The 20,013-nt window shown below is 68.6% G+C and carries 13 protein-coding genes, 1 tRNA gene and 4 pseudogenes; 10 read left to right on the top strand and 8 right to left on the bottom strand.

The features are described from left to right. Positions 1-181: 181 nt before the first annotated feature. From AB0C22_RS23845 to cas6e, 7 genes are read left to right on the top strand one after another with little or no spacing between them, the layout of a single operon-like run. Positions 182-2,290: a UvrD-helicase domain-containing protein gene (locus tag AB0C22_RS23845; protein ID WP_357537091.1), complete on the top strand. Its 2,109-nt coding sequence runs from the start codon at positions 182-184 to the stop codon at positions 2,288-2,290. Further along, on the top strand, positions 2,287-5,118 hold the full coding sequence (cas3, locus tag AB0C22_RS23850; RefSeq protein WP_357537093.1) for a CRISPR-associated helicase Cas3': 2,832 nt from the start codon (positions 2,287-2,289) through the stop codon (positions 5,116-5,118). Before AB0C22_RS23845 ends, cas3 begins: the two co-directional genes overlap by 4 nt. 31 nt (positions 5,119-5,149) lie before the next feature. Continuing rightward, positions 5,150-6,811, top strand: a complete 1,662-nt coding sequence (casA, locus tag AB0C22_RS23855; RefSeq protein WP_357537095.1) for a type I-E CRISPR-associated protein Cse1/CasA — start codon at positions 5,150-5,152, stop codon at positions 6,809-6,811. Then, on the top strand, positions 6,808-7,485 hold the full coding sequence (casB, locus tag AB0C22_RS23860; protein ID WP_357537097.1) for a type I-E CRISPR-associated protein Cse2/CasB: 678 nt from the start codon (positions 6,808-6,810) through the stop codon (positions 7,483-7,485). Before casA ends, casB begins: the two co-directional genes overlap by 4 nt. Further along, positions 7,482-8,606 (top strand): type I-E CRISPR-associated protein Cas7/Cse4/CasC, encoded by a 1,125-nt coding sequence (gene cas7e, locus AB0C22_RS23865; protein ID WP_357537099.1) that lies wholly within the window; start codon positions 7,482-7,484, stop codon positions 8,604-8,606. The genes casB and cas7e overlap by 4 nt, the downstream gene beginning before the upstream one ends. Beyond that, positions 8,603-9,304, top strand: coding sequence for a type I-E CRISPR-associated protein Cas5/CasD (gene cas5e, locus AB0C22_RS23870; protein ID WP_357537101.1), 702 nt, complete (start codon positions 8,603-8,605; stop codon positions 9,302-9,304). Before cas7e ends, cas5e begins: the two co-directional genes overlap by 4 nt. A gap of 2 nt (positions 9,305-9,306) precedes the next feature. After that, positions 9,307-9,972: a type I-E CRISPR-associated protein Cas6/Cse3/CasE gene (cas6e, locus tag AB0C22_RS23875; protein ID WP_357537103.1), complete on the top strand. Its 666-nt coding sequence runs from the start codon at positions 9,307-9,309 to the stop codon at positions 9,970-9,972. A 69-nt stretch (positions 9,973-10,041) separates the two neighbouring features. Here cas6e and AB0C22_RS23880 read toward each other — a convergent pair. From AB0C22_RS23880 to AB0C22_RS23900, 5 genes and pseudogenes are all read right to left on the bottom strand, one after another. After that, positions 10,042-10,206 (bottom strand): annotated as a pseudogene (locus tag AB0C22_RS23880) (transposase); the annotation flags it as partial. Next, positions 10,196-10,960, bottom strand: a pseudogene (locus tag AB0C22_RS23885) (transposase). The pseudogenes AB0C22_RS23880 and AB0C22_RS23885, both read right to left, overlap by 11 nt. Next, entirely contained in the window at positions 10,905-13,226 is a 2,322-nt protein-coding gene (locus AB0C22_RS23890) for a TIR-like protein FxsC (RefSeq protein ID WP_357537105.1), read from the bottom strand. The pseudogene AB0C22_RS23885 and the gene AB0C22_RS23890 overlap by 56 nt, the downstream one beginning before the upstream one ends. Before the next feature lie 16 nt (positions 13,227-13,242). Then, positions 13,243-14,343 carry a MoxR family ATPase gene (locus tag AB0C22_RS23895; protein WP_357537107.1) on the bottom strand — a complete coding sequence of 367 codons (1,101 nt, stop codon included), beginning with the start codon at positions 14,341-14,343 and terminating at the stop codon, positions 13,243-13,245. After that, the gene (locus tag AB0C22_RS23900; protein ID WP_357537109.1) at positions 14,336-15,769 is read right to left on the bottom strand and encodes a hypothetical protein; all 1,434 of its coding nucleotides are present in this window, start codon (positions 15,767-15,769) and stop codon (positions 14,336-14,338) included. Before AB0C22_RS23900 ends, AB0C22_RS23895 begins: the two co-directional genes overlap by 8 nt. A 238-nt stretch (positions 15,770-16,007) precedes the next feature. Between AB0C22_RS23900 and AB0C22_RS23905 the strand changes: the two genes are divergently transcribed. Beyond that, a complete protein-coding gene (locus tag AB0C22_RS23905) occupies positions 16,008-16,904 on the top strand; it encodes an SEFIR domain-containing protein (protein WP_357537111.1) in 897 nt (298 codons plus the stop codon). A gap of 357 nt (positions 16,905-17,261) precedes the next feature. Then, positions 17,262-17,582, top strand: a pseudogene (locus AB0C22_RS23910) (SitI3 family protein); the annotation flags it as partial. A 126-nt stretch (positions 17,583-17,708) separates the two neighbouring features. Here AB0C22_RS23910 and AB0C22_RS23915 read toward each other — a convergent pair. The 3 genes from AB0C22_RS23915 to AB0C22_RS23925 form a co-directional block, all read right to left on the bottom strand. Then, complete coding sequence (locus tag AB0C22_RS23915; RefSeq protein WP_357537113.1) at positions 17,709-18,728, bottom strand: site-specific integrase; 1,020 nt, start codon at positions 18,726-18,728, stop codon at positions 17,709-17,711. Further along, complete coding sequence (locus AB0C22_RS23920) at positions 18,725-19,051, bottom strand: AbrB/MazE/SpoVT family DNA-binding domain-containing protein (RefSeq protein ID WP_357537115.1); 327 nt, start codon at positions 19,049-19,051, stop codon at positions 18,725-18,727. The genes AB0C22_RS23915 and AB0C22_RS23920 overlap by 4 nt, the downstream gene beginning before the upstream one ends. Positions 19,052-19,317: 266 nt before the next feature. Next, a tRNA-Leu gene (locus AB0C22_RS23925) sits at positions 19,318-19,401 on the bottom strand. A 209-nt stretch (positions 19,402-19,610) separates the two neighbouring features. On the opposite strand from AB0C22_RS23925, the pseudogene AB0C22_RS23930 reads away from it, so the two are divergent. Beyond that, positions 19,611-19,832 (top strand): annotated as a pseudogene (locus AB0C22_RS23930) (tetratricopeptide repeat protein); the annotation flags it as partial. Positions 19,833-20,013: the final 181 nt, after the last annotated feature.

Raw genomic sequence — 20,013 nt, forward strand, 5'->3', positions numbered from 1 at the left:
TAAGATAAACGTTGCAAACATGATTCACAAGCTGCTTCACTGTGCGTCGGCGTCAGCGGCCCACCTGACGACCCTTCTTCCGCGTCTCGCGCGGGTCAAGGCCGGCCGCAGCTGCCTTACCTGTATCGCGCCGGGAACTGGCGCCCTGGCCTGTCTCGGGCGATGAACGACGGAGGGACGCATGGCCGAGTTGGCCATCGATCGGGGGTTTCTTCCCGCCTATGCCCGGCTGCAACGCCGGGTGCAACGTGCCGTCGACGCGGCCATCCGGAAATTCGCCGAGCACGCCCATACCGGCCTGCACCTGGAGAAGCTCTCCGGAGCCCGGGACCCCAAGATTCACCTCATCCCCATCGACCAGGCATACCAAGGCGTGGTGTTCGCGCTCGGTGAGCAGAAGTACGTGCTCCTCGACGTCCTCCCCCACGACGACGCCATCGCCTTCGCGGTGAGCCGGCGGTTCACCGTCAACCAGGTCCTCGGCGTGCTGGAGATGCGTGACCAGGCCGGCATCGAAGAGTTCGCCTCGACGACGCCGTCCCGGCCGCCCACCGGCGGACTGTTCGACGGGATCTCCACCGCCGACCTCCTCCGCCTCGGCGTGGACGCCGACCTGCTGCCCCTGCTGCGCCTCATCAGCACGGACCGGCAGCTGGAAAGCCTCGGCCGACGCCTACCCGAGGTCCAACTGGACATCCTCAACGGGCTGGCCAGCGGCATGGCCGTCGAGGAGGTCTGGGCGGAGGTGGCCGACCGTATCGTGTCGGGCGTCGACACCGACGACCTCGTGGCGGCGGCCCGCCGTACCCCGGAACGGATCGCCTTCGTCTCCGGTCCGGTGGAGCTGGCCGCGATCCTCGCCCATCCCTTTGACGTGTGGCGCACCTTCCTGCACCCCACGCAACGCGATGTCGCCTACCGGGAGACCTACAACGGCCCTGCGCTGGTCACCGGCAGCGCCGGCACCGGCAAGACCGTCACCGGACTGCACCGCGCGGTCTTCCTCGCCCAGCGGCTGCCGCAGGACGGGTCCAAGGTGCTGCTGACCACGTTCACCCGTGCGCTCGCCGAGGCACTCGACAGACAGCTCTACCGACTCACGGACGACCCCACGGTGCGGGCCCGCATCGACGTGGTCAGCGTCGACAAGCTGGCGTACGAGATCGTTACTTCCGGCGGTCGGAAGGTGGCGGTCGCCGACGCCGAGGTGCTGGACCAGCTCTGGGACGTGGCGGCGAAGAACGGGCCAACGTATGTCAACCGCGCTGGTCGGGTCACGACCTTCAGCAGTGCGTTCCTTCGGCGGGAATGGGAGCAGGTGGTCCTGGCCCAGCGGCTGACCACGCTGGAGGCGTACCGCGACGCCCCCCGCAGGGGGCGCGGCGAAGGCCTGCGGGCGGCTCAACGCGAGCAGGTGTGCGCGACGATCGTCGCCGCCGAAGGTGACCTGGCGAAACGCCGCCTACGGACGCACACCCAGCTCGCCGACGACGCGGCCGTGATCGCGCGCCAGTCCCCCGCGCGATACCGACACGTCGTCGTCGACGAGGGGCAGGATCTCCACCCGGCGCAGTGGCGGCTGCTTCGCGCGCTCGTCACGCCCGGACCGAACGACATGTTCCTGCTCGCCGATTCCTACCAGCGCATCTACGACAGCCAGGTGTCACTCACCCAACTCGGCATCGAGGTGCGCGGCCGGACCCGGCGGCTCACCGTCAACTACCGCACCACCCACGAGATCCTGGATCTGTCAGTCCGGGTCCTCAACGGCGAAGCCGCCACCGGCCTGGACGATGACGGCGACAGCCTGCGCGGCTACCGGTCCATCACCCGTGGCCATCCGCCCGTCCTGGCACCGCACGGCAGCCGGGACAACGAGTTCGAAGCGCTTATCGAACGGGTCGGAACGTGGCTGGAGCAGAACGTCGAGCCCCACGCGATCGGCGTCGCCGCTCGCACCGGGCAGCTGGTCAAGACCATCAGCAGGACCCTGAGTGAAGCCCACATCCCCGTCGCCGACGACAAGCGGGGCATCGACGGCGTACGGGTCGCCACGATGCACCGGATGAAAGGACTGGAGTTCCAGTGCATCGCGATCGTCGGCCTGGACGCCGGGGTGCTACCCGCCCCCCACGCGATCACCTCGGCGGCGGAGGACCCCCACGCCCACAAACAGGACCTGCAACGTGAACGCTGCCTGCTGTTCGTGGCACTGACCCGGGCCCGCGACATGCTCTACCTGTCGCACAGCGGAACGCCCAGCCCGCTACTGCCGGCGGTCGCGCAGTGAGCACGCAACTCGCCACCGGTGCCCCGCAGCTCGGCGAGGCGGCACGGTCCGTCTGGGGCAAGACCGACCGCAAGGGCACCTCCCCCGTCGGTTGGCTACCGCTGTGGCGACACCTGGCCGACACCGCCGACGTCGCCGGCAGGCTGTGGGACCACTGGCTGAGCCCGGCCGTACGCCGACGCATCGCCGACGAGCTACCCGGGGGTGACCCGGACGCCCGGACCCTCGCGGTGTGGCTGGCCGGAGTGCACGACATCGGCAAGGCCACACCCGCCTTCGCCTGGCAGGCCTCCCACCTGGCCGAGCAGATGCGCCACCAGGGCCTCCGCTACGACCCGGAGTTGATCCGCGCCGACCGCCGGTACGCCCCGCACGCCACCGCCGGGCACATCGTGCTGGCCGACTGGCTGCAGGAGCAGGGCTGGACCGACCCGCACGCCTACGCGATCGTGGTCGGCGGCCACCACGGGGTGCCACCGACCGACGAGAACCTCCGCGACGTGCAGTTCCGTCCCCACCTACTCGGCGACCGTGCCTGGCGGCAGGTGCAACAGGAACTGCTGACCTGGATGACCGACCGGGCGGGGGCCACCGAACGACTCACCGCCTGGAGCGACGCCCCACTGTCCCAACCGGTGCAGGCCGCACTCACCGGCCTCGTCATCGTCGCCGACTGGATCGCCAGCAACGAAGACTTCTTCCCGTACACCCTCGACGACGTCGGGACCGACCGGCTGACCGTCGGCTGGGAGACGCTGGGCCTACCCGCGCCATGGCTGCCGGTCGCACCACCTGCCAGTGTGGACGACCTGTTCGGCGCACGGTTCGAGCTACCCGTCGGTGCCGTGCCGCGACCGGTGCAGCGGACCGTCGCCGACCAGGCCACCACCATGCCGACACCCGGCATGATGATCGTCGAAGCAGCGATGGGCGAAGGCAAGACGGAGGCGGCGCTGGCGGCCGTGGAGATCCTGGCCCGCCGTACCGGAGCCGCCGGCTGCTACCTGGCGCTACCCACGCGCGCCACCAGCGACGCCATGTTCGGCCGCATGCTGTCCTGGCTGCTCCGCCTGCCAGACGCACAGGTCGGCCGAGGCGACCGCGACGTTCGGCTCGCCCACGGCAAGGCAGCCCTCAACCCCGAGTACGACCAGCTGCGCACCACGGCGCTACCGACCGGCATCGCCCAGGACGCCGGAGGCGCCGACATCGGCGTACACGCCTGGCTGGCCGGACCGAAGCGGACCCTGCTGTCCAGCTTCGTCGTCGGCACGATCGACCAACTGCTGTTCGCGGCGCTGCGAGGCAGACACCTGGTGCTGCGCCACCTCGGCCTCGCCGGCAAGATCGTGGTCATCGACGAGGCACACGCCTACGACGTCTATATGAGTCGCTTCCTCGACCGCGCGTTGGAGTGGCTCGCCGCCTACGGCGTGCCGGTGGTGGTGCTCTCCGCGACGCTGCCCGCCCAACGACGCGCCGACCTGATGGCGGCCTACGACCGGGGACGGCTCGGGCCACCACCGCGACCCACCTGGCGCGATCGCGGCAAGCCCGTCGTCGACCACTACGCGGCGGTACGCAGCGACCTGCGCTATCCGCTGGTGACCGCGTCAGTAGCCGAGCGGGGCGGTACGAGCATCAGCTGCGCCGACTCCGGCCGCAGCATCGAGGTGCAGGTCAGACCCCTGGATGACGACCTACCCACCCTGGCCGGGCTGCTCCGCGACCAACTCACGACCGGCGGCTGCGCGCTCGTCGTACGGAACACGGTCGCCCGGGTCCACGACACGGCGGCGGCACTCCGGGCGGCCCTCGGACCGGAATTCCCGGTATCGGTGGCGCACTCCCGGTTCATGGCCGTCGACCGCGCGGCGAAGGACCGCTGGTTGCGCGACACGTTCGGACCGCCTGGCGCAGGCAACCGCCCCCAACGGCACATCGTGGTGGCCAGCCAGGTCGCAGAACAGTCCCTCGACATCGACTTCGACCTGCTCGTCACCGACCTCGCCCCGGTCGACCTGGTGCTTCAGCGCATCGGCCGGCTGCACCGCCACCCCCGCCCACGCCCCGGCAGGCTCACGACGCCACGCTGTTGGATCACCGGTGCCGACTGGACCTGCGAACCGCCGCAACCGGTCAGCGGCTCGCGCCGCGTCTACCAACCAGCGACCCTGCTGCGCAGCGCCGCCGTCCTCCTGCCGCACCTCGACGGCGCGCCACTGCGCCTCCCGGCGGACATTCCAACCCTCACCCAGGACGCCTACGGCGACGCGGCCGTCGGTCCGCAATCGTGGCAGCCCACGATGGTCGAGGCAGAGGCGAAGCAGCGCGACGACGTCGCCGCGAAGGAGTTGCAGGCCGACAGCTACCGGCTGGCTGAGGTCGCCGAACACGGGGTGCCGCTCATCGGGTGGCTCACCGGCGGCGTCGGCAAGGCCGACGACCACACGGCGCTGGGTCACGTCCGCGACAGCGACAGCGAGTCACTCGAGGTCCTACTGCTGGTACGGACAGCGGACGGCCTGGTCACACCGCCATGGATCGACGGCGGTGGGACACCGATACCGACCGGAAGCGTCCCCCACTGGCCACTGCCCCGGCAGATCGCCCGCTGCACCCTGCCCCTGCCACTCGCCATGACCCACGCCGACGTGATCGACGAGGTCATCGCCGACCTTGACCGACGCGTCGACGTCGCCGCCTGGCAGAGCAACCAGTGGCTCGCCGGAGAACGCGTCCTCGACCTCGACACGGACGGGCGGGCCACGGTGGCCGGCTTCGACCTGCACTACTCCCCCACTGACGGGCTCCAGGTAGCCCGCTGAGCCCACTTCGAAGGCAAAGGAGGTGACGCCGATGACCAGCTCACCATCTCCGCCCGGCTTCTCCCTGGTGGACGAGGCATGGATCCCGGTACTGGATGTCGCAGGCCAGCGCCGCGAACTGTCGCTGTCGGACCTGTTCGCGCAGGCCGCTGACGTACGCATGATCGCCTGCGAGTTGCCCTCGCAGACCTTCGCGATCCTGCGGCTGGCGCTGGCGATCCTGCACCGGGCCACCGACGGCCCACCCGGCGAGACCGCCTGGCAGTCGCTCTGGCGGGACCGACAACTACCACTGTCGGACATCGCCGACTACCTCGACGCCTTCCGCGACCGCTTCGACCTCCTGCACCCGGAGCACCCCTTCTACCAGGTCGCCACGCTGCAGGCGGAGAAGGACAACACCTACGGTCTGGAACGCCTCATCGCGGACGTCCCCAACGGCATGCCGTTCCTGACATCCCGGGCGGGCTCCGGCCTGGAGTCGATCACCCCGGCGGAGGCCGCCCGGTGGCTGGTGCACTGCCAGGCGTACGACACCTCGGGCATCAAGACCGGAGCGCTCGGCGATCCTCGGGTCAAGAAGGGCAAGGGCTACCCGATCGGCGCCAGCCTGCTCGGCTGGCTCGGTGGCATCTACGTCGAGGGCGACACCCTGCGGGAGACCCTGCTGCTCAACCTGGTGCCGATCGCCCCCGGCTGGCAGCGGGCCGCTCAGCGAGACCTGCCGGTGTGGGAACGCCACCCGCAGACGGCCGCCGAGGAAGCTGAGGTGACCCGCGGCCCCTGGGGCCTGCTCAGCCTCTACACCTGGCAGTCCCGACGGATCCGACTGTTCGGCGATGCCGACGGCATCACCGGCGCCATGATCGCCAACGGTGACCGTCTCGAATGGCAGGACCGGCACCTGCTGGAACCGATGAGCGTCTGGGGGCGCAGCGGCCCACGCGAACGCGAACAGAAACGGACCCCGATCTACCTCCCCCGCCCCCACGACCACACCCGGGCGTTGTGGCGAGGACTGCAGACCCTGCTGCCGCCCCCGCCACCGCGCGGCGGCGACGCAGCGCAGCGGCTGTCACCGATGGTCATCCAGTGGCTGGCGCGGCTGACCGTCACCGGCGTCATCAGTCACCACATGCAGGTCCGGCCCCGCGCGGTCAGCGTCGCCTACGGCTCGAAACAGTCGGTCATCGACGAGGTGTTCAGCGACGCACTGACCATGAACGTGCTGCTGCTGGTCGAACACTCCGCGCTGCGCGCGACGGTCATCGACGCCAGCGCCGACGCCGAGGCCGCAGTCCAGGTGCTGCGCCGCCTCGCCACCAATCTGGTACGCGCCGCCGGCGGGCGCGACACCGACAGCGGCGAGGCCGACCGTGCGGCAGAGCGCGCCTACGCCGTACTCGACCGCGCCTTCCGCGACTGGGGGGCGACGCTCGGCCCGGACAGTGATCCCGTAGCCGAGCGGGCCTGGTGGCAGCACCAGGTGCGGCGGACGGTGGACCGGCTCGGCCGCGAGCTGGTCGCCGCCGCCGGCCCGGCAGCCTGGGTCGGCCGGCCCGGCGTCGACCGCGCCGGCAAGTCGGTGCACTACTCAAGTTCGCAGGCCGAGGCATGGTTCCGCACCGGCCTGGCCAGGGCGCTGCCCATGGCGGCCGAACGCACGCAGCAGCGGCAGGAGGAGACGGTATGAGTGTGGTCGACCTTCAGCAGGCAGGCACCCCGAGACGTAAGCCATGGGTGCGCTCCTGCGGCGAACTGGGCAAGCACGTCTCCCGGACGGTGGGCGTCCTACAGTCGCGGCTGCTGCGCGACGCGCCCGACCCGGAGGCGGTGAGCACGCTGGCCCGACTCCGCCGCGGCATCGGCCGGGTGCCCGGCTTCGACTACACCCTGGAGCGGTACCTTCAGATTCCCCCGCACCTGTTGGGCCACAGGCCCGCCGACGATGCCGAGGCGGCCGACGCCGAGTACGCCGCCCACGACGCGGTCACCCTGTACGCGCTGCACCAACAGTCGCGCCGGGAACGCATGCACAGCCCCGGACACGGCCTCGGCCAAGCCCTCGCCGCCCTCGTTCGCGCCTCCAGGTCACCAGAGGGGGTACGGCGTCGCTTCGCCGCACTGGGCACCGCCAGCTCCTACCCCGAAAGCGTCTACCACCTCCGCAGCCTGATCGTGATGCTGCGGGAACACCAGATTCCGCTCGACTACGGCCTGCTCGCCGACGACCTGCAGACCCTGCGCCAACCCGGCGGCCGGCCTCGGGTGCAGGCCGTGTGGGGCCGGGAGTTCTTCCGCAGCAACCCGAACGATGCCACCGACACCGACGGTGTCACCCCCGATCCTGAGGAGAACGCGTCATGAGCCGCACCATCATCGACGTCTACGTGCTGCAGTCCGTACCGCCGAGCAACCTCAACCGGGACGACACCGGCTCGCCGAAGACCGCCATCTACGGCGGTGTCCGCCGTGCCCGGGTGTCCAGCCAGGCATGGAAGCGGGCCGTCCGGTTGGCCTTCCCCACCCTGGTCGACCGTTCCCAGCTCGGGGAGCGCACCAAGCGGGTGGGCGAATCCCTCGCGGCCCGACTCAAAACCCTCGACCCGAGCCTGTCCGACGAGGCGGCATCCGCCCTGGCAACCGACGCCTTCGCCGCATCCGGCCTCGCCAAGGCGGAGAAGAAGAAGGGCGACGTCAAGGACGTCGAATCCGGATATCTGCTGTTCCTCAGCCGCCGACAACTGGACAACATCGCCGCTGCCACCCTGGAAGCCCACCGCGCCGGTGAGGCCCTGGACAAGAGCCGGTTCAAGGCGCTGGCCAACGCGGACCACTCGATCGACATCGCCCTGTTCGGGCGGATGGTCGCCGACATGGCCGACATCAACGTCGACGCCGCCTGCCAGGTCGCGCACGCCATCAGCGTGCACGCCGTCGACAACGAGTTCGACTACTTCACCGCCGTCGACGACCGCAAGGCCGACGCCAGTGAGACCGGCGCGGGCATGATCGGCACGGTCGAGTTCAACTCGTCCACCCTGTACCGCTACGCCACCCTCGACGTGGACGCCCTGCACCGCACCCTGGGCGACGGGGACGCCACCCGGGCCGCCGTCGAGGCGTTCCTCACGGCCTTCGTCCGCAGCATGCCCACCGGCAAGCAGAACACCTTCGCCCACCGCACCCTGCCCGACGCGGTGCTGGTGCGGATGCGCGACTCCCAGCCGATCAACCTGGTCGGCGCGTTCGAGACGCCCATCCGGGAAACCCACACCGCCGGCCGGGTGGAACTGGCCGCCGCCGCCCTGGCGAAGCACACCGTCGCGGTCGAGAACGCCTTCGGCGAGCGACCGACCGCCAGCTGGGTCACCCAGGTCGGCGAGAAGACCGCCGTGCTGGCCGACCTCGGCAAGGCGGTCAGCCTCGGCGAACTGGTCAACGGTGTGGGAGAGCACGTCGCCCTGGCCCTCGGGCAGCCCGCATGAGCGTGCTGGTGCTCAGGCTCGCCGGACCGCTGCAGTCGTGGGGCTCGTCCAGCCGCTTCGCCCGGCGCGGCACCGAGATCGCACCCACCAAGAGCGGCGTGATCGGCTTACTCGCCGCCGCAAAGGGCATCCGCCGCACCGAACCGCTCACCGAACTGCTCGGCCTGGAGTTCGGGGTACGCCTGGACCAACCCGGACAACTCCTGCGGGACTTCCAGACCGCCCATTCCCTCGACGGACGCACCAGCGCACCACTGACCTACCGCTACTACCTGACCGACGCCGCCTTCCTCGCCGTCCTCAGCGGTGAACGGGAACTGCTCCACGGCCTGGCCAAAGCCCTGAGCCGCCCACGGTTCCCCCTCTACCTCGGGCGTCGCTCCTGCCCACCCGCCGGTCCAATCAACCTCGGCGTCCACGACCTGACCCTCGACGGCGCACTGACGACATGGCCCTGGCTCGCCGCAGACTGGTACCGCCGCAAAGCTGCCAGCACCATCCGGCTGGAGATCATCCGGGATGCGCGGCCGGACGAACCGGTCACCGAGACCGTGCCCGACGAACCGGTCAGCTTCGACCCCGCCCACCGGCAACACACCTGGCGTTCGGTGCTACGCCGACACGTGGACGTCGCCAACGACCTTGCGGAACGGGCCCACGTCACCGACCACGACCCGTTGAGCCTGCTGGGAGGCTGACCATGTATCTCACCCGGTTCCGAATCAACGTCGCCCGCCGGGGCGCGCGAAAGCTGCTCTCCTCACCCCACGCCATGCACGGCGCCGTCCGCGCGGCCTTCGCCGCACCCGAAGACCACGAGCACGCCGGCAGCCGCACCCTCTGGCGACTCGACACCCCGGCCACCGCGACCGTGCACCTCTACATCGTCAGCCCCGGCCGACCCGACCTCACCCACCTCGTCGAACAGGCCGGCTGGCCCGCCACTGAGGCCTGGGTGACCCGCGACTACGACGGACTGCTCCAGTCCCTCCGCCCCGGCCAGCAGTGGGCCTTCCGACTCACCGCCAACCCGACGCACAGCGGCCGGAAGACCGCCGACGCGAAGGAGACCCAACGCTTCGGCTACCTGCGGGAAGAGGAACAGATCGGCTGGCTGACCAGCCGCACCGACCGGCACGGCTTCGCCATCGCACCGCAACACGACGGCCTACCCAACCTACGGCTGCACCGCCGCCAGGCCCAAACCTTCAGACGGGGTATGGGAACGGTCACGCTCACCACGGTGACGTACGACGGCATTCTCCAGGTCACTGACGCCGACGCCGTCCGCCGCGCCATGACCAGCGGAATCGGGCATGCCAAGGCGTACGGCTGCGGCCTGCTCACCCTCGCCCCGGCCACCTGACCAACACCGCCCAGCCTTGCGATTCGTGTATCGCAGGCTGGCCCGGACGAGATGCACGACCCACTGCTGGTGCACCGCGAGGGGCCAGACCTGCTCGATCGCGGCCGTCATGCCCTTGAGCCGGTCGGAGCGCACCATGAACACGTCCTCCACCCTGCGGTTTCGGAGTTCGGTGGGGTAGCCGGCCCACTGCTTGGCGCCCTCACTGCCGGTGCCGGCCCACCTACCGAGCACGTCGCGTTCCCCCGTCGGGGCTGATCCCGACCACGACGAAGACGGGCCGGTTCGCGACCTGCCCCTGCCGGATCTTCATCACCAGGGCGTCGATGAACACCACTGGATGCACCCGGCCCAGAGGCCGTTACCGCCACGCTCCCACCTCGTTCAGGACGATGTCGGTGACCGCTGATCAACTCCCGAGACACGTCGGCGTCATACACATCCGCCAGATGCGTGGAGATCTCCCCGGTCGTCAACCCTTTGGCATACAGCGACAAGATCGCTCGTTGAACCCGTCCAACCGGCGGACGTGCTTCGGGACGATCTGTGGCGTGAACGAACCCGCCCGGTCCCGAGGAACCTGGATCCGCACCGGCCCGACCTCGGTCTGCACCGTCTCCGCACCGTACCCGTTGCGAACGTTGGCCCGCCAACCCGACTCCTCGTCGATGCCGATCTCCTCGAGGTGCGCATCCAACTCCGCATCAAGCGCTGCTTCCAGTACGGTACGAGTGATCCCGGCCAAGAGCCCACCCGACCCGACCCAACGAGACCCCATCGGCCCTGGCCCGCTCCAACAGGTGCTGAGCGAGCTCCGCCACCGACGGCTGCGGAAGCTGAACAACGTTCTTCTTATCTGCCATGACGTGGTCCTTCCCCGGACAGGAGCAACGTCCTGTCCAAACGGACCACAGCTAGGTCGAACACGAAATCTACGCAGTCCCGGACTCCTCGAATTCGTGGCTGAGTTCGTCGACCTGCGACACATGTGGCTCCACCCACTGTGTCTTCGCTGCCAGGACCACCCGCTGGGCGAGCCGCCACACTACTGCGTCGTACGCGTCCTTTCCGTTGTGGCCTAGTCTGAGTAGACCGTAGATGCCCTCCTGCTGGTATTGCGGGGCGATGTCCGGCGGCAGGTTGGTCGGCGAGAACATCTGCCGCCGCCGGATAGCCTCAGGCAGGTCGCGGGGATGACTTGTTACCGCCCAGTTGACCGGGATGATCGGCAATTGTCCCGGGCCTTTTTGGGCGTCGGGGCGGCGCCGCTGCTGGCGTCGCACGAACGCGTTCCATTCCCAGGTACACAAAGCGCTGCGTGCGTACTGCGGGGATATGAGCGGGACGAAGACCTGGCAGTGTCCGGCCGCGAAGGCCAGCTCAGTGGTCCACATCTGGCCGCTGTCGAGGGCCCGGTCGAGGAAGCCGGCGGTGCGTCCGGGCTGCAGGCTCAGCAGCTCTGTCACCTGGTCGGACAGGTCGACGAAGAACTGGAAGACCTTCTGAGAGGTGTCCCGAAACACTCCACTGCGGATGGACATTGTCCGGGCGTAGCTGAGGAAGAAGACTGGGGCGTGCGGATCCGTCTGGAACTCATCTTCGCTGGCGTCTACAGCCGCCGAGGGCCACGGGATGCTGAGCTGCGTTGCCGCGACAGGTGATCGCTCCGTCTGTTCCGAGGCGGCCAGGGCGTTGTGCTCCTCCACGGGGCGGTGCTCGACGGCAACGATCACGGCTCGGTCCAGCCGGTCGGCCAGCAGGGTGTACCGGGGACCCAGGCGGCGCAGCACCGTGGCGGCGATCCGCGCCACCGGAAGCGTGCCCGCGCTGAGCTCTGGCACGTGAGATTGCGCCGGATCGACCAGCAGCGCGGGGAAGTTTAGCGGCTGTCCCAGGCGGTCACTGACGTATCGGGATACCTCGGCGAGTACCCGCAGTGTCTCGTATCGATCAGTGTTGTCGAGCAACAGGTCCCGGACCCCTGGAACGAAGTCGAACTCGGTCAGCTCGGGATCGCGTGAGTCGGTCGCTCCCTGTAGGAGCAATCCGCTGACGAACACCTCGGCCAAGTGCGCAGGCGTCGAGCTGGGTAGCATCACCTGCTGGACCAGTCGCATGATCGGCAGGGTGAGCGGAACAGCGGCAAGCCAGCCTGCCAGCTGCTGCGCCGTGGGCGAGGCTAGTTGGAAAAAGCGCCGCACTGCTTCGTCCGGCTTCGGTGTAGCGGTGGGACGTGTGCCGAGGGGCGGCAGAAGCACCTGACCGCTGACGCCCTCGGTCCCACCGACAAGGGTGCCCCCGCCGAGGGCGCGGGCCGCGAGCACCGATGCGTGCCGGCCCAACCCCTGCGTCGACAGCTCCATGACCGTGACTGGCACCCGCCCTCTGTGCCCATACAACGGCAGCGGACCATACACAGTGCGCAGAGCAGTGCTGCGCCACAGTCGCCGTGGCAACACATTGATGATCTGGAGAGGATTTGTCGCCGCCCACCGCTGTACCAGGGTGTCCATGCGGCCGTCGTGCCACGCGCTACCGATTCCGTCGGTGACGACATAAATCAGGAGGCGTCCAGTTGGGTCGATGATCGTTGATGGACTGGTCAGGGGGCTAGCCGGCGCGTCGCCGGCCTGCAGTTGAAGCGGTGCAGGTTCAGCCAAGTCGGTGTTGACCGTGTAGCTGGAGATCATGCGGAATACCGCGACCTGTTGCAGCAGGGCTCGGAATTCATGCACCGTGCGGCGCCACACCAGCATGGAGTGTGATGCGTCGACGATCATCGCTAGGTTGAAGCGCGGTTCCGGGCAGGGCCGCTCTACCGGTATCCACAACCCCTCGAAGGCGATGCGGTCGGCGGTAGCAGCTTCGTCGACTGTTCGGACGTGGCGCGACGGCGTACGCCGTCGCAGTGGTCGCATGGCCCGGGCCAGTTCCAGCGAAGCAGGCAGAGCCGGCACCCTGGGCCCGCCTACCCGCAGGGCGTCGACGTCGGCGCCGTCGGCAGTCGGTGTTGCGGGGTAGAGCTCCGCGCTTCGTTCAGCAGTGTCATCCGAGCGGTCGGCCGTGTCGCCGGTGTGGGTAGGTTCGGCAAGTTTCGTACTCGGGTCGCCGTCCGGTGCTGTGGCTGTTGCGGTGGCCGGCGCGGGCGGGGTTGCGCCTTGCACGAACTGTGCCAGCCATAGTGCCTCTGCCAACTCCAGTGACGTGACCTCGGGCAACGCCCGGGTCAACGCTGTGAGTAGCGCGGTCGTCATGTCGCAAGCCCCGATCTCACCCTGGGCCGGACATGCTCAGGTCGCTGAGCACCGCGCGCACGGTCTGCATCATGGCCGCGTCGGAGTCGGTGTCGCTGCGGGAGAATCGCAAGTAGATGGCGCTGAGTATCTGGTCGGTGGCGTACACGCCGGTGCCGTTGCGGTTGGTGACGAACGCTTCGATCATTTCCCTGGCCTTAGCGGCCACGTCGGCGCCCAGGTGGGCCTCGACCATTGCCGCGATTTGGTCCGGCTCCGGCTCGGTGAGCGTCAGCCGCAGGCACCTACGCAGGAACGCGTGCGGAAATTCGCGCTCGCCGTTGCTGGTCAGTACGACGAAGGGGAATGCTCGGCAGCGCACACGCCCTGCGCTGACCGTGGCGGAAACGTCCTCGTCGGCGGTGAGCACGTTGACGCGCGGTGCGGTTTTCGTGAGCCGCCGCAGCTCAGGGATGACGTACTCGCCTTCTTCGAACACGTTGAGGAGGTCATTGGGTAGGTCGATGTCGCTTTTGTCGATCTCATCGATGAGCAGCACACGCGGACGGTCGTACGGCAACAATGCGGTGCCGAGTGGCCCGAGCGTGAGGTAACGGCCGATGCTGGCTTCGTCCGCGTCGGTGCCATTCAGGTCGGGCCGACTCACCCCGCCCGTCGGGGGGCTCGCATCAGCTGCGACAGAGTCCGTACGGGGCTGGCCTTCGCGTAGCTGGCGCAGGTTTTCCTCCCGCAGCCGGCCAATCGGATCATACTGATACAGGCCCTCGGCGAGGGTGGACCGGCTGGAGATCGGCCAAGTTAGAACTGGGCCGAGGCCGAGTTCGTGGGCCACCTCATAGGCAAGGGCGGACTTGCCCACGCCTGGCTTTCCGGTTACCAGGAGTGGGCGCCGCAGGTACAAAGCGGCGTTGACCATGTGAACGGCGTTCGGGTTGGTATGACCGGCAAGAGCCGGACGCCGGCGACCGAGCCGTCGGCCAATGGTGGGGTCGGCGCTGTTTCCGGGCACCGGCATCGGCGGGCCGCCGTCGAAACGCCGCCAGTTCGGCGGCGGTGGCAGGTCGTCGATCCCGTTGTGCGGCTCACCTGAGCCGCGAAAGACGAGCCAGCTACTCATTGCGCCGCACCTCCTGAGGTCGAGGGGCGATCAGGCTCGGTCCGTCGGGAGGCGGTCGGGTCGGGTCGTCCCACATGAGCACTAGGTCGCGTCGTACGTCGTCGTCTGCCGTCCAGCCGTGTCTGCGAAAAGCCCATACTGATTCAGGTAGCTCGTCGATTTGGCGGGCCCGGCAGACGTCGGTCAATACCCGCTGGCGGAGGTCGGCAGCACGGTCACCTCGGATCCAGAGGGCGACCGGGGTACCCGTGTCTACTACGGCTGTCACCGCCGCATCCGTCTGGCCCATCATCGGGCAGGTGATCGCCAACCACGCCCAGTCGTCGCGGTCAAGCCGGGGCCACAAGTCCGTGGAGGACGTAGTCGTCAACCACCCGACCACATCATCAGCGACATGTTCGGTAGCGATGATGCGCGAGGTGATCTTCCAGCGTTGGGTCAACCGCTGTGCTCCTTCTACTGAGCGCGTGTCGGGTCTAACCGCCACCCGGTACCGAGTGCCCAACCGGTGGGTCTCCCCGCCGTACGTCACGCTCCAGCCGTCGACTGGTTCGTTCAGGTGACTCGCCGGCAGGATGAAGTCCACACGGGCACGCCGCTCAGGCGCCAGCACGGTGCTGGCGTAGCAATCGAGGAGCTGCCCCAGCCACTGCGTTATCTCCAAGCGCGTGAGGGTGTTCTCCGGGCCGCAGTTCGCCGCCGTGTCGGGGCCTGCGGCAGACAGCCACGCCAACACGCTGAACCGGTCCTCATCGACGGGTTCCATGCGGATCTCGAGGCTGGGCCGGCCGTCTTGCGTGGCAGGGCCTGTGAGCAGTCGCTGCCGCAACGCTGCCAGCTCCGGCCTGCGACTAGCGGGCACCAAATCAAGATGCCCATCGATCCAATGCTGCAGCGCGGCTGCCGAGTCCGCAGTCGTGGCGCACCCGGCGGTCAGCTCCAGGAACCGAAACAGCGGGACGGGGCTGGTTCGCCGCTCCAGTCGTGCGACTGCGGCGCGCAGCGTGCCGGCCGTGATTGGTGGGGGTGCCGGAGCGGTGGCCTCCGCGAGCAGCGCAGCCACGTCCCGGCTGGGGGCGAGCCCAGCTAGCTCATCGAGGAGTGACATCCGTCCGGTCTCGTCAAGCAGCACCGGCTCCCGCTGGGCGACCTGGCTGCACAGGTCCCGCAGCGCGTTCGTGGCTGGCTGTCCGGGAGCGAGCAAACAGATTGCTCTCGATAGAATCGGCAGAGCACGCGGGCTGTTCAATACCGCCGTGACGATCCCGATGAGGTCCGCCCGTTGGTTCGATGCCCGGTCCGGATTGAGTCGCGACTCGGGATCCTCCACACGAAGCTCACTGTCGATCCACTCTACGAGCCGATTGCGGCTCGTAGAGTCGCTGAGCACGGCGATGTCTTCGAGTGCCAGGACGAGGTTCTCCAAGTCGGTCAGGGTCGCCCAGCCCGGCACGCTCACACAGCCCTCACCGACAACTCGTGATCGCCAACTCCCAGCGTGTAGAGCCTACAGAACACCCAGGAGTGCATAAAGGGCCGAGACGGACAGAGGCCCGAACCGATCGGGCCCACCCAGCTACCATACGGTCCGCTGCCGATCACCTACCTTGCGTATCGACAACGCGCGGCCATGCAGCCACAATGCCGATCATGGAGGGCAACCGGTGAAAGCTGTGCAACCTCGTCGAGTCTTCATCTCCTACGCGCACGAATCAACCGCGCACATCGAAGCGGTCCGGCAACTGTGGACCATCCTGCGAGCGAACGGGGTAGATGCCCGCCTGGACCTACCCGCCACGGCGCAGCGCAACGACTGGCCGCTATGGATGCTGGAGCAGTTCAAACGGGCAGACTTCGTCCTGGTTGTCGCCTCCGCGGCCTACAGCAGGCGCACCGCAGGCGAGGCCGACGCGGGCGAGGGACGCGGCGTCCAGTTCGAGGGCGGGATCCTACGGGAGCTGTACTACTCCGCTCGGCCCACCTGGACAAGACGCATCCTGCCGGTGGTGTTACCCGGCGAGAGCAAAACCGACATACCGCTCTTCCTCGGACCGACCAGCGCCACCAGCTACCAGATCAAGGAGCTGTCGACCGCGGGGATTGAGAAGTTGTTGCGGGTAATCACAGATCAACCAGCGGTAATCGAGCCGCCACTGGGCCCACTGCCGGTGTTGCCGCAAACCACGGCAACGGCCGCAACACCCACGCTGACCTCGTCCGCGGCGGACGACGCCATGACCGATCAGACCGCACCTGCCGCACCCCGCCGGCCAATCGACGAACTCTCCGCGCTCGCGAACGCGTTCGGCAAACTTCCCGAGTTCGCCACCGCACCGGGCCGATACCAAGCGATCCTGCTACTTCCACCCGATATCCGCGGGGCTATTTATGACGCACCCAACGCACACCTGCACATCATCTCCATGATCCAAGCATGTGCGCGTTTCGGTCCTGCCGGCAGAGAGGCGCTGCTCGACCTCCTACGAGCCGTGCTTCCCGCAAGCGACCCGACGGTCCAGCAGACCATCGCGCTCATCAGATCTGCGTCCTTGTTTGAGTAGTCATGAACGATCGCCGAGCTACTGTGGCTGAGGCTGGGCGGAAGGTTCGGCCGACCTCTGCGGCCGGAATCGCCCGGGTACGGTCGGCTGTCCTTACTTTGCAGGGCGGACTGGGCAGCCTCGCCGCGGCGGTCGCAAAGGCGAGCACGGCCGCCGCGAGTGTTCCACGGCAGGCGGCGACGTCGCAGGAGACCAGATCACCCGGCGATACTGAGAAGGGGCAGACATGGCCGTCGAGTTCCGACTGATCCTGGCCAATGATCCTGCCGTCGACGAAATCGCCGTTCTGACCACCGCCGACCCCCACGAGAAGCCGCAGCCAACCTCGAACCCGCGCCTGCTCAGCGCCCGGTTGCACGACCAACACGGCTACGCCGTCACTGTCCGCTCCGGCACGCACGGCTACTACGGGACCGAAACAGACGACTACTCCCGCTGGAACGGGAACCCGAGACATACATCAACATCACCTTCTCCATGCGCTACGACGACCTGCTCGACAAGGGAATCCGGAACGTGATGACAGCAGTCGCCAGGGTATTGGCCAATCGAGACGAAGACGCGGCCTTGATTCAGGACGGCAACCGCCTCCTGCTGACCCGCACCAACGGGGTGACCCGCAGACACCGCACGAGCTGGTGGAACCACTGCCACCTGAGCCACCTCATCACCGACTAATTCCTGTCGAGATCGGCTCCGAGTGCTGACTGGCGAGGGGTAGAAGCTGCGGCGACGCGACAAGCAGACGAAATCGGCTCAGCGGTCCGCTCAGAACCACACCAGCACGGCCTTCCTCCACTCAGCTCAGGCCAGGGGATGCGGCTCGTTCGTCAAAGCCGCCAACGCAGCGGCGACCTCCTGCAGACTCGCCCGGACATACGTGGTGGTCGTACCGGCATCACCTCCACTGTCGGCATGTCCGGCGTAGGCGCGGGCCACCGCGTAGCCGAAGTTCCGCTCCACCCACGTCAACGTCGTGTGCCGCAACCAGTGGGTGCTGATCTGCTGCACGTACACCCACGGCAGATGCTCACCGATACGCACCCACAGATGGTCGTACCGCCGGTAGGTGATCGGCTGCCCGTTGCGGTACCGCAGCAACTGGCCCCGCGCCGGAGCATGACGCTCCTCCGCGTGCCGCTGCAGATGTCGCATCAGCGTCGGTGAGACCGGCTGCCACCGCACCGTGTCGCCCTTCTCCCGCAACAGGATCAGACACTGATCCGGATCCAGATCCACCGGACGCAACGCCAGCGCCCCACCCCGCCGGCACGCCGTCTCGGTGTGCAACCGCAACAACAGGCTGTCCAACACCGGATCATCACCCGTACCCGCCGCGACCGCGTTGATCTCCGCCAACCGGGCATCGGCCACCGCCCGCCTGGTGCTCGCCAACCGGCGCGGCTTGGCCACCTTCACCGCCGGATTGTCCGCCGCCGCGATGAACCCGTCCGCCACCGCCCGCTTGTACAGACACCGCAACGCCGCGATCAGATGCTCCGCCGCGCTCCGCCCACCCCGCGCATTGCGACGGGCCACCACATGCGTCTTGACGTACTCCGCCAGCCACTCGATCTCTGACGGGCTCGGCTCATCCAACCGCCGCCGCCCCCAGTGCTCCTCCACCCGCTTCCAGTACGACCCGTACGCCCGCCGCGTGCCCGCGGTCACCGCCGCCGACACGACCGGCACGTACTCCGCGAACGTCGGCGCCACCGGCCGCACCGCCGCCGCCTCCACCAGATCAGCCGGCGAGATCCCCATCCGCGCCAACAGCAACCGGGCCGCGTCCAGCTCCGCCCGCCCCACCGCACCATCGGTCACGGCCGACCACCACCGAGAACAGCAGCGTGCACCGGGACGACCATCGCGTCCACAGCCGCCGGAGGATGCACCACCAACAACCCCTCCGCAGGACAGGCCGCCAACAGCACCCGATCACCCGCCGCCAACCCACACCACTGCCGCACCGCCGCCGGCAGCCGCAGATGACCCTGACCGGTCACCGTGAACACGCCCTGCCGATCCGCGCGGAGCACCACCAGACCGGCACCCTCATGGATGTGCAGCCGGGCGCCCGGCACCCACCCCAGCGCCCGAACGACCCCACTGTCGGCGATCCGACCACTGGCATCCAGCGCCGCCACCCCATAGACCATGCTGCCGGCACGAGGGGAAGGAAGATCCGGAAGCGGCAACGGCCGACGACGAAGACCCCCACCAGAACGACCACCCGGCTTACCCCGGCCCGCCAACACGACCGGCGGGACAACGGGAGCGACCACAACGTCAGCCACGCCGACCACCCCCGCCCGAAGCGGGACCGGCCGACGTCGACACAGATATCAGATTGGTGTGGTCAAGCATGCTTGACCACCAGTACGTCGTAGACAGCAGGGATGCTGCAAAAGTGTGTCCGAGGGGGGACTTGAACCCCCACGCCCTATACGGGCACTAGCACCTCAAGCTAGCGCGTCTGCCATTCCGCCACCCGGACCTGCCCGTTCAGCCTACCGCGTCGGCCCCGGCGGCTTTCACCCCGGTCAGCCGCCCTGGCGGGCCGCACGGGGCATTACTGTACACGGCCCGTATGGATCATGCACATCACCGCCCGACCCGCCGGCGGGAGCCGGATCATCGCAGCTCAGAACGCGGCTGTGGCGGGTGGGTAGCGTCCGGACCCGCTCAGACGGCAGCATTGCTGGCGTGTCCGCACCCTCACCCCTCGCCGCAGTCCAGCACCGGGCCCTCGCCCTGCGTTCCGCCGGTGACCTGTCGGAGGCCCGCCGGTTACTCACCGACGCGATCGCCTCGGCCCGTCCCGCGTACGGTGAGGACCACCCGGAGATCATGGGCACCGCGCACCTGCTCGCGAGGTTGCACCGGGAGGCCGACGAACCGGCCGCCGCCCGGCGGGTGTTGGAGGAGGCCTACGCGGCCGGCGAGCGGCGGTGGAGTCCAGCCGACCCGTTGATGCTCGCCCTGGCCTTCGATCTGGCCGGGGTCGCCGAGGAGTTGGGCAACCGGCACGAGGCCCGCCGCAACTACACCCGCGTCGCCACCGCCGGGCCCGCCGCGCTCGGCGAGCAGCATCCCGCCGTACGCACCG

This window comes from Micromonospora sp. NPDC048894, assembly GCF_040649765.1.
GTDB lineage: Bacteria > Actinomycetota > Actinomycetes > Mycobacteriales > Micromonosporaceae > Micromonospora > Micromonospora antibiotica.